This is a genomic window from Candidatus Desulfofervidus auxilii, from assembly GCA_030262725.1.
In the GTDB taxonomy this organism is placed as follows: domain Bacteria; phylum Desulfobacterota; class Desulfofervidia; order Desulfofervidales; family Desulfofervidaceae; genus JAJSZS01.
Genome location: JAJSZS010000006.1, coordinates 102,894 through 113,204 on the forward strand (window position 1 = coordinate 102,894; position 10,311 = coordinate 113,204).

Here is a 10,311-nt window from a genome sequence, read left to right on the forward strand (position 1 = left end):
AAATTTATTTTTCATTTTTCAATCTTTCGTGAATTAATTGAGCTACTCTTTCGCCAGAAAGGAGCATTCCCCCAAATATAGGCCCCATACGGTAAGAGCCAAAAGTGGCATTAGCAGCCATTCCAGCAACAAAAACACCGGGATATGCTTCTTTTGTATTTTCTACTGTATTAGTTTCAGCAATCTCTGCCCAAAGAGACATTTCTCCCATAATCTTTCCAGTGGGCGTAAACAATTTACCTTCTGTTTTTCGTTCTATTACTTTAATGACTTCTGTATCATGACCAGTAGCATCAACAATATAGCGAGCATGGATTACTAATGGGTCAACATGTAATCCTGTAGTTTCTACAGGAGACCAATTAATGACCAACCCACAAACCCTATTTTCTCTTACTACTACATCTTCAACAGATATACAATTAAATATTTTTACTCCTACCTGACATGCCCTAGCACAAATAACAGTAGCAGCTTCGATGGCATCAGCTGTAAAATAATCTTCTTCATAATGTACATTATTTACACCAAATTCATCAAGGATGCGTTTTGCCTTTTTCTGTACCACAATTTGATTAAACATCATTCCTCCACCCCACATCCCACCACCAATACTCAATTTCCTTTCAAAAATGGCTACTTTATAGCCCTCTTTTGCCAAGTAATAAGACGCTACCATCCCTGAAGGCCCAGCTCCAACGATGGCTACATCCAAATCAAGACAACTTTTTAATTTTTCCATAAATCTTTCAATAATTGCCTGCGTAATTTTTATTTCATTTAATGGCATTTTTTCCTCCTTTATGTCATATTTTCCTCTTCCATCAGAATAATTGCTCCATAAGCGCATACAGAGAGGCAATGTTTACAACCAATACATCTTTCTTCAATAAATGAAACATGCATAGTTTCTCTATTAACAACAAAACACTGGCCAGGACAGCCAGGTACACAAGCAGTACAATGTACACATCTTTCTTCCAACCACTTAATACCCTCAATAACTGGGCGTATTTCTACTTTTAAACTGGCAAGATAATTCATCGCTTCTCTTAAATTTTCTTCTTCTCCTTCTACTTCTACAGTCAATTTACCTTTTTTTCCTGGGGTAACACTTGCCTTCAAGATGTTAATGACTAAGTGGTAATCATGTATAAGATGGTAAGTAATTGGTTGTTCTACAACCTGTGGAGGAAAGACCAAAAGATATTTTCTTTTAACCATAACTTACTCCAAGTTCTTCCAAACTAACAGAAGGTTGAGTAAGAGTAAAACGGCCTTCTTTAATCCAACGCTTTAATATTTCTGCCACTTCCCTTGCTCTTGCATAGCTAGAAAGACTACCAGTAGGTACTTTTTTGCCTCCAATTTCTACTTCTCCTGATTGTAACTCTGCATAAGTTACTTCTTCTAAAACTTCTTCTTTACCTTGAGGATAAGCTTCACCATAATCCACTACAGGCATATGGATATCTTCATTAGTTACTAAAGTATAATAAAGAATTTCTTCATCTAATAAAGGGATGGGTATACCTACACCAACAGCCAAACTTACTCCATAGCCTTTTAATGAAACCCCTCTTAACCAATAACTATTCATCTGTTTTAAATTGCCAATAAGTGCTAATGTTCCAGCAGGACGAGTAGGAATGCCTTTGTTTGTTCGTGGTACCTTACTACGGTGTTGAGTACCATACCAAATAACATAGCCTATTCCACCACCAAGAAAAATACGTGTGCCAATACCAATAGTTTTACCATAAGGATCATTGAAAAGAGGAGAAAGTTGTCCTGCTGTAGCATAATTGGCATTTCCTAATCTAGGAAGTAAAACTCCCATATAAGTATAAAACACTTTATGAGATAGATTTACAGCAACATTATAATTCTGATATACATTGCGAGGATTTAATAAAAAAGCATTATTTAATGAATGAATGTTAATAAAACCAGTATATTCTGTACGAGGATAACAATGAGTGCCATAAGCATAGGCTTCTATTTTAATATCTTTTCCTGCTACTAATTCCTCAATTACATGTCCTCCACCATATTTAAACTCTCCAGGATAAACTTTATTTCTAGGGTCATCTTCAGGTAAAGCTGTAGCCCCTAAATAAATATCAGCTGCTGCCAATCCACAATAAGCAGGTACACTATTTAAATAAACCTCTCCTCCCCCTAGCTTCATCAAAGATACAGAAGATTTTAAATTTAATAAAATACCAGAAGAACACATAGGGCTAAAAGTACCAGTGGTTACTACATCTACTTCTTGAAGTGTCTTTTTAACACCTTTTTCTTTTACAACTTCTATAATTTCTTCTGCTGTAACTACCACTACTTTACCTTTTTTTATTTTAGCATTAATTTCTTCGATAGTTTTCATCTTTTGCCTCCAAAGTTCTACCTTTCTATAAATCAAACTCAAACTTGTCAAGTTTTTTCTCGATGTCGCCAAAGAGGGCCATAAGGTGTATCTATTATTTCTATGCCTTTAGATAAAAGAAAATTGCGTATAGCATCAGCCTTTACCCAATCTTTCCTTTTTCTTGCCTCCTCTCTTTCTCTAATCATACTCAACAATTCTTCATCAATATGTATAGGGGTAAAGTCCATAATATTTAACACCATATCAAGTTTTTTAAAACTTTTTAATATTTTTTCTTTATCTGATTGACTTAAACCTTGCTGCCAAAAGATAGGATTGATTTTATTAATAAAACTAAATATAGCAGCCAAGGCAGCAGATATATTTAAGTCATCATCCAATGCTTTAACAAAGCGTTGTTCCATCTCCTTTAAAATTTCTGAAGTTTTCTCATACCCTTTTCCATGAACAGGTTGATGTAAAAGTAAAATAAAATTGTTTAGGCGAGAAAGGCTTTGTTTTATAGCCTTTAATGCTTGATGAGAAAAATTAAGTGGCTTGCGATAATGGGTAGCTAAAAGAAAATATCTAATTTCCTTTTCAGTATAACCATCTTTTAAGAGATCAAAGACAGTAATATAATTACCAGCAGAACGAGACATTTTTTTCCCATCTACAAATACTAATTCAGTATGAATCCAATAATGGACAAATGGTTTACCAGTTAAAGCTTCAGCAATAGCAATTTCATTTTCATTATGTGGAAAAATTAAATCCTTACCACTTGTATGAATATCTATAGTTTTATCAAGATATTTTATAGCCATTGCTACACATTCTATATGCCAACCTGGTCTTACTTTTCCCCATTCGGTGTCATAAAAAATGCCAGCTTTCAATTCACTTAAAGTACATCGTTTGAAAAGTGTAAAATCTCTTGGGTCTTCTTTTTCATAACTATCTAAATCTACTGTTAAACCAACTTTTATTTTATTTAAGTTTATTCGGGAAAGTTTTCCATAATTTTTAAAGCGAGCAATATTAAAATAAACAGAATGGTGTTTTTCATAAGCATAACCCTTTTTTAAAAGCTCTTTTGTGATATTTACCATTTCTTCAATATGCTCACTAGCTTTTGGATAATGGTCTGCTGGTTTAATACCCAAGACTTTTGTCACTTTTAAAAACTCTTGTGTATAAAAAGAGGTTATTTCTTGTAAAGGTTTTCCTTCTTGCTGCGCTTTGTTTATGGTTTTATCATCTATATCAGTAATATTGACAATATGTTTTACTTTGATTCCTTTAAATTCTAAATATCTCCGCAATAAATCAGCTACTACTAAACGGCGACATACTCCTAAATGAGGAATATCATGGACAGTAGGACCACAGGTATACATGAGGATTTTTTCAGGAATAATAGGTTTTAAAAATTCCTTTTTACGAGTAAGAGTATTATAAAGACGTAAAGTAAGGGTTGGTTTTTCTATAAAAAGAGCAGTACTCAAATAACGTTCTCCACCATCAGGGAAAATTACTACAATTACTCCTCTATTTAAACTTTTAGCCTTTTCTAAAGCAGCAAACATAGCAGCTCCTGAACTAATACCTGCAAGTATTCCTTCTTCCTTAGCCAACTTGCGAGTTATACTTATAGCATCTTCAAGGCTTACATTTACTTTCTCGTCTAAAAAACGTTTATCATAAATCCCTGGGACATAAGATTCTTTTAAATTTTTAAGCCCTGGAATCTCTTCCCCAGGATATGGCTCTACTCCTACAATTTTAATATTTGGATTATATTCTTTAAGACGGCGAGAGATTCCCATAACTGTACCAGTAGTGCCAATACCTGCTACAACCATAGTAACTTTTCCTTGTGTTTGTTGCCAAATTTCTTCAGCAGTGCCATAATAATGAGCTTTCCAATTATATGGGTTATTAAATTGATCCGTAAGATAATATTTTTCTGGATGTTCTCGTACAAGCTGATATACTTTTTCAATAGCTCCATCTGTCCCTAAATGAGCTGGTGTTAAAAGAAGTTCTGCACCATAAGCTTGTAAAATGCGTTTTCGCTCTGCACTTACTGATTCAGACATAGCTAAAAGTAACTTATATCCTTTTATTGCTGCTACCATAGCTAGACCTATACCAGTATTACCACTTGTTGCCTCAATGATAGTTTTCTCCTTAGTTAATTCTCCGCTTTTTTCAGCCCCTTCAATCATAGCTAAGGCTACTCTATCTTTTATAGAACCGCCTGGATTAAACATTTCTAACTTAGCTAAAATGGTTACTTTAGGATTGGAATTAAGTCTGCGTATTTCAACTAAAGGAGTATTGCCTATTAATTCCAAAAAACTTTTATATACTTTCACGATTGGCATTCTATATTATGGTTAAACAATTGACAACTTTTCTACACCAAGTTAACTTGAAATATGTCTTATTTACATTTTATTTTATTTTTCACCACTTTTATCACCACAACAGTTGCTGGTGCATTTCAAGCTGGTTACAATCCTTTTTCTTCTTTTATTGCTTTTAGTAAAGGATTCCCTTTTTCATTTACTCTTATGTTTATTTTGCTTTCACATGAACTTGGACATTATTTTGCCTCTAAATATTACAATGTAAAGGTGACCCCGCCTTATTTTATTCCAGCTCCTTCTCTTATTGGTACATTTGGAGCATTTATTAAAATTAAATCTCCTATGCCAGATAATAAAGTTTTATTTGATGTAGGTATTGCTGGCCCTTTGACAGGTGTAATTGTCTCTTTACCTATTCTTATTTATGGTCTTTCTCATTCACACTTAATGATAATGCCTAAACCACCAGTAGAAGGTTTAGTACTAGGTGAATGTCTATTATTTAAGTTCTTTGCTTGGGTTATCTGGGGAAGTTTGCCTGATAATGTCCATATTATGCTTCATCCTATGGCTTTTGCTGGTTGGATAGGCATTTTTGTTACAGCCTTAAATCTAATGCCTGTTGGTCAACTTGATGGTGGACACATTAGCTATGCTCTTCTTGGAGAATATGGACATAGCATTCTTTCCCGTTTAGTTATAGCAGGACTTATTATTTTAGGTATTATTGCCTGGCATGGTTGGCTTTTTTGGGCAATTTTACTTTTTATTTTAGGTTTGCATCATCCAATGCCTTTAGACCCATTTTCTTCTATTGGAAATAAAAGAAAAATTCTTGGAAGCATAGCCTTTTTAATTTTTGTTTTATCCTTTACACCTATACCTTTTAAATTAGGCTAATTCTTTTGTTCCAAAAAAACAGTACGAATAGGGAAAGGAATTTCAATTCCCTCTTCATCATAACGTTTTTTCAAACGTTTAACAAACTCATGTTTTACTAAATATTGATCCACAAATTCCTTTGCCCTTAAAATAACTGTAAAATTAATGCTAAAATCATCAAAGGTATGATATCGGATAAATGGTTCAAATTCAGGCACACCTCCATTAACTTCCCGCATCACTTCCTTTGCCACCTCTATCGTTACTTTTTCTACTTTTTCTAAATCACTGTCATAACTTACACCTACCTGTACTAATACAGACATTTCTTTTTGAGGCAGGTTATAATTGGTAATAATGGCTGAAGCAAGTTTTGAATTAGGAATAATGACAATATTATTTGGTAATTGTCGAATAGTTGTATCTCTCCATGTAATATCTGTTACATAACCTTCTTCGCCACTCTCGAGCTTTATATAATCTCCAGGCTTTATTTTTTTACTGGCTAAAATGTGCAATCCAGCAAAGAGATTGGCAAGGGTATCTTGCAAGGCTAAAGCAACAGCAAGGCCACCTATGCCTAGAGTAGTAATAAGTGGGGTAATAGAAATACCTAAAGTATGTAAGATTACTAATGCACCTAAAACAAGAATAAGTCCTTTTATTAGATTTTTAAAAATAGTTGCTCCAGGCAAAACACTTCTTATTTTATCTCCATAAGCCTCAATAATTTTGGCAAAAAAATTAGCTAGAAACCAAAAAAAGGAGAACAAAAAAAGGGCTAATAAAATTTTTTCCACAAATTTAGAAAATTTTAAAGGAAACTTAGCAATAATAAGAGCTACATACACACCAGCAAGAAAAAACCATCCTATAACGATTCCTCGTAATGAAGAAAAAAGAATATTATCAAGAGTAAATTTTGTTTTTGAAGCAAGTTTTATTAAATGGACTAGAATCCATCTTTGAAAAATTATCCCAGCAAGAGAAAAAATTAAAACAATGCCAAGAGGTAAAAGATAGTGCAGAAAAGTGTTCATTAATTTTCCTCCACTTTTAAGCTATTAATTAAATTATTAATATCTTTTAAATTATAATTTTTAAGATAATTTTTTATCCCTTCAGTCACTTCAATAGCAGTAAAAGGATTCAAAAAATTGGCTGTGCCAATTTGTATTGCCTTTGCCCCTGCAATTAAATATTCTAAAGCATCTTCTGCTGTCATAATGCCACCAATACCCATTACTGGTATAGAAAGTGTTTTCACCACTTCCCATACCATTTTTAAAGCAATTGGCTTTAAACAAGGGCCAGAAAGCCCTCCTGTTACATTACCTAACTTTGGCTTACGAGTATGAATGTCTATTGCCATTGCTGGAAAGCTATTGATAAGTGATACACCATCTGCTCCTGATGAAACAGCTGCTTTTGCTAAAATTACAATATCTGTTACCTGAGGTGGGAGTTTAACAAATAAAGGTAAATTAGTTTTTTCTCGTACAGCCTTAGTGATCTTACTAACCATTTCGGGGTCTGTGCCAAAGCTTTTTCCTCCAGCTTCAATATTTGGACAAGAGACATTTATCTCTAATGCATCTATACCAACATTGTCTAATTTTTCAGCTAAAATTGCATATTCTTCAACTGTAAAACCAAAAATATTGACAATAATTTTTGTATCAAATCTTTTTAAAAATGGCAGTTTTTCTTTAATAAATTTTTCTACTCCTATATTTTCAAGTCCAATAGCATTAAGTAAACCACAAGGAACTTCTGCTAAACGTGGTGGAGGATTTCCTCTTTTTGGTTTTAGAGAAGTACCTTTGACAACAATTCCACCTAATTTATTCAAATCTATTAATTTAGCATATTCTTCCCCATAACCAAAGGTGCCTGATGCTACAAGGACAGGTGTTTTAAGTTCAAGTCTACCTAATTTTACTGAAAGATTTATTTCCATATTATCTCCTCAATATCAAATATAGGTCCATCTTGACATACTTTACAATAACCAGCTTTAGTAGAAACAACACATCCTAGACATGCTCCAATCCCACATGCCATATTAGTCTCTAAAGAGATTTGCATAGGAATTTTTTTATCTTTATTCCAAATGGCTAATGCTTTTAACATAGGCAAAGGGCCACAAGCATAAATAAAGTTAGGCTTTTTTTTATCAAAAAATTTTTTTACTCCATCCATTATCAGACCTTGATAACCTAAGCTTCCATCTTCAGTATAAATAGTTATATCAAAGTTTTCCTTTAAAAATGCTAAAAGTTCAGAATGAACCTTATAACGCAATCCCCAAATAAATTTAAAATTAGCTTTTTTCTTTTTTAACACTTTTGCTAGAAAAAAAAGAGGGGCAATGCCCGCACCCCCAGCCAAAAGCCAGATTGAAGAAAGGGAACAAACTTTAAATCCATTACCTAAAGGGCCAAGAATATTTACATTATCTCCTTCTTTCCAATAAGTCATAAGTTTTGTGCCTTTTCCAACAACTTTGTAAAGAATGGCTATTTTTTCTTTTTCACAAAAAAAGATAGAAAAAGGACGACGCAAAAGAGGGTCAAAATTATTACTTATCTTTACCATTAAAAATTGACCAGGTTTTGCACATGAAGCAATCTTAGGAGCATTTAAGATAAGAAGATGAAATGCTTCTGCATCCTCTATTACAAAATGGATATGCTTAACAACTTTAGCAATTTCAAGAAACATCTTTAAGCATGATTACAACAGCAAATCGCCCTGTCTTTTTACCATCTCGTCTATAGGAAAAAAAGCGTCTATCACATACAGTACAGATATTTGCAATTTCAATTTGTTTTTCAGGTACACCAGCAGCTATGAGTTGTTTTTTTGAAATAGTCCACCAATCAAAATAACAATTATTAATTTTATATTGCCAAAAATCTTTTGGTAATAATTTTTTATAATCTTTAAATTCTCCACAACAAGGGCCTAAAGATGGGCTTATTCCTGCCCAAATATCTTTTGGGGATGTATTAAATTTATTTTGCATAGTTTTTATAGTATTTTCAATTACATTTACTACATTACCACGCCAACCACAATGAATAGCAGCAATTATCTTGTGTACCGGATCACAAAGTAAAATACCCTGACAATCAGCCAATTTTATTAAAAGCATAATTTTAGGTAAATTGGTAATAAGGGCATCATATCCCTTAACAGGGCTTTTTTGATCTTTTTCAACAACAAATACCTTATTACTGTGTATCTGCTCTGACCAAACAATATTTTTGGCAGCAAACAAATTTTTTATTAAAAAAAGATTTTTCTTTACAATTTCAGGTTCATCACCTACTTCATAACTTATATTTAAACTTGCATAACGACCATGACTATAACCACCAAGACGGGTAAAAATAGCATGTTTTAAAAAAGAAAAATGAGAAAAATTAGAAAATTGAAAGAAAGGCAACTTGCCTTTTTTATATAACATAATTACAACAAAAAATGTATCAATTGAGTTTAAAGAAGTCAACAGATGGAGAAAGAAATTTTAAAAATATTTTTAGAAGTTAGAGAAAAATTTGGTGAAATAAAAGAAAAAGTTTCCTTGCTTAAAACCTATTTAGAACTTCATGTCTCTTCTCCTGGTATAGCAATAAGTCTTAATGAATTTGAGAAAATTTTTGGATTTAGACCAAAATTAATTTATAGATCAAGGGAAAATATCTATGGTATTTCAGTTATTTATACAATTGATGATGATATAACTAGAGGAATAATAGCTCATGAATTTGCAGAAATAGTTGCTAAAGAAAAAGGTATTTATAATCATGAAACAGTTGATAAAATCTGTTTTGAAAAAGGATTTGGGAAAGAACTTTTGCTTGCTTTAGAAAATATTTTACCAGGAAGGGTTGAAAGAATCTTTATTGATGCAGAGGATTTGAAAAACCGAATAAAAAAATTAAAGGAAAAATTAAAATAAACTAATTTGACAAACCAATAAAATCTTTATAAACTAAGGAAAAATAAAATTACCACAGAGGTAATTTATGGACAGATATACAGAATTGTATGCCTGGATGTGGAAGGTTTTTGAGAGGGAGGAGTTTTCCTTAGACAGGTTTCGCTCGGTGTTTCCCACCTCCCAGGCCGCAAAGGTCATCCATGACTTGGCTAAGAAGGGTTATATCCAGAGGGTAAAAAGAGGGGTATATAAGGTTACAGAGCCTGAGGAATTTATAAGAAAAATCTCCGAGCAGGAACCCCAGGATGGAATATTGGATGAATCCGGCATGGACTATGCTTTTTGTGAAAGCACGGCAGTAACAATCTGGACTGACGGTTATTACTGGACAGGGTTTACCAAGGGATTTAGGCCTGTTCACATTGCTGTCAAAAAGAAGGACTTAAACTCCTGGAAAAAATTTTTCAGGAAAAAAGGATTAAAATATGCCTTAGAAGGAGAGAGCAAGACCTTGTATGGAAAGGTCTATATTTTGCACCCAAGAAAGTCCTTGCAGGTTGTCTTAAAGGATGGATTAAAGGTTATTCCCTTGGAGGAAGTGGTGGATTTTTGTTTGAAAAGGGAGATAGAATATAAGCCGGCATTGGAGTATTTGGATGAAAAATACGGGATAGGCTATCCTAAAAGGGAGTGATCATTTTCCTTCCATTAGCTCTCCCCTTATCTTTAGAATT

11 protein-coding genes are annotated in these 10,311 nt (G+C 33.1%); 3 read left to right on the plus strand and 8 right to left on the minus strand.

Translation table 11 applies throughout. From position 1 onward, the window contains the following. Positions 1–4: 4 nt before the first annotated feature. Genes LWW95_05080 through cysS form a run of 4 tightly spaced genes read right to left on the minus strand, consistent with a single transcriptional unit; the run spans position 5 to position 4,761 of the window. Complete coding sequence (locus tag LWW95_05080) at positions 5–790, minus strand: sulfide-dependent adenosine diphosphate thiazole synthase (GenBank protein MDL1956406.1); 786 nt, start codon at positions 788–790, stop codon at positions 5–7. 11 nt (positions 791–801) lie between these two features. Further along, complete coding sequence (locus LWW95_05085; protein ID MDL1956407.1) at positions 802–1,224, minus strand: 4Fe-4S dicluster domain-containing protein; 423 nt, start codon at positions 1,222–1,224, stop codon at positions 802–804. Then, a complete protein-coding gene (locus LWW95_05090) occupies positions 1,217–2,389 on the minus strand; it encodes a homocysteine biosynthesis protein (GenBank protein ID MDL1956408.1) in 1,173 nt (390 codons plus the stop codon). Before LWW95_05090 ends, LWW95_05085 begins: the two co-directional genes overlap by 8 nt. Before the next feature lie 47 nt (positions 2,390–2,436). Continuing rightward, positions 2,437–4,761: a cysteine--tRNA ligase gene (gene cysS / locus LWW95_05095; GenBank protein MDL1956409.1), complete on the minus strand. Its 2,325-nt coding sequence runs from the start codon at positions 4,759–4,761 to the stop codon at positions 2,437–2,439. Positions 4,762–4,815: 54 nt separating this feature from the next. Here cysS and LWW95_05100 point away from each other — a divergent pair, with 54 nt between their 5' ends. Further along, positions 4,816–5,646 carry a site-2 protease family protein gene (locus LWW95_05100; GenBank protein ID MDL1956410.1) on the plus strand — a complete coding sequence of 277 codons (831 nt, stop codon included), beginning with the start codon at positions 4,816–4,818 and terminating at the stop codon, positions 5,644–5,646. Here the strand turns inward: LWW95_05100 and LWW95_05105 are convergent. The 4 genes from LWW95_05105 to pgeF are packed head-to-tail and all read right to left on the minus strand — an operon-like array spanning position 5,643 to position 9,100. Continuing rightward, complete coding sequence (locus tag LWW95_05105) at positions 5,643–6,668, minus strand: mechanosensitive ion channel family protein (GenBank protein ID MDL1956411.1); 1,026 nt, start codon at positions 6,666–6,668, stop codon at positions 5,643–5,645. The two genes, LWW95_05100 and LWW95_05105, sit on opposite strands and share 4 nt — an antisense overlap. Further along, positions 6,668–7,582, minus strand: coding sequence for a dihydroorotate dehydrogenase (locus LWW95_05110; GenBank protein MDL1956412.1), 915 nt, complete (start codon positions 7,580–7,582; stop codon positions 6,668–6,670). Before LWW95_05110 ends, LWW95_05105 begins: the two co-directional genes overlap by 1 nt. Further along, positions 7,579–8,352: a dihydroorotate dehydrogenase electron transfer subunit gene (locus tag LWW95_05115; protein ID MDL1956413.1), complete on the minus strand. Its 774-nt coding sequence runs from the start codon at positions 8,350–8,352 to the stop codon at positions 7,579–7,581. Before LWW95_05115 ends, LWW95_05110 begins: the two co-directional genes overlap by 4 nt. Continuing rightward, positions 8,342–9,100, minus strand: coding sequence for a peptidoglycan editing factor PgeF (gene pgeF, locus LWW95_05120; protein ID MDL1956414.1), 759 nt, complete (start codon positions 9,098–9,100; stop codon positions 8,342–8,344). Before pgeF ends, LWW95_05115 begins: the two co-directional genes overlap by 11 nt. Positions 9,101–9,145: 45 nt before the next feature. Here pgeF and LWW95_05125 point away from each other — a divergent pair, with 45 nt between their 5' ends. Both LWW95_05125 and LWW95_05130 read left to right on the plus strand, forming a co-directional pair. Next, on the plus strand, positions 9,146–9,595 hold the full coding sequence (locus LWW95_05125; GenBank protein ID MDL1956415.1) for a hypothetical protein: 450 nt from the start codon (positions 9,146–9,148) through the stop codon (positions 9,593–9,595). Between the two features lie 67 nt (positions 9,596–9,662). Further along, a complete protein-coding gene (locus tag LWW95_05130) occupies positions 9,663–10,271 on the plus strand; it encodes a hypothetical protein (protein ID MDL1956416.1) in 609 nt (202 codons plus the stop codon). The last annotated feature ends 40 nt before the right edge of the window (positions 10,272–10,311 follow it).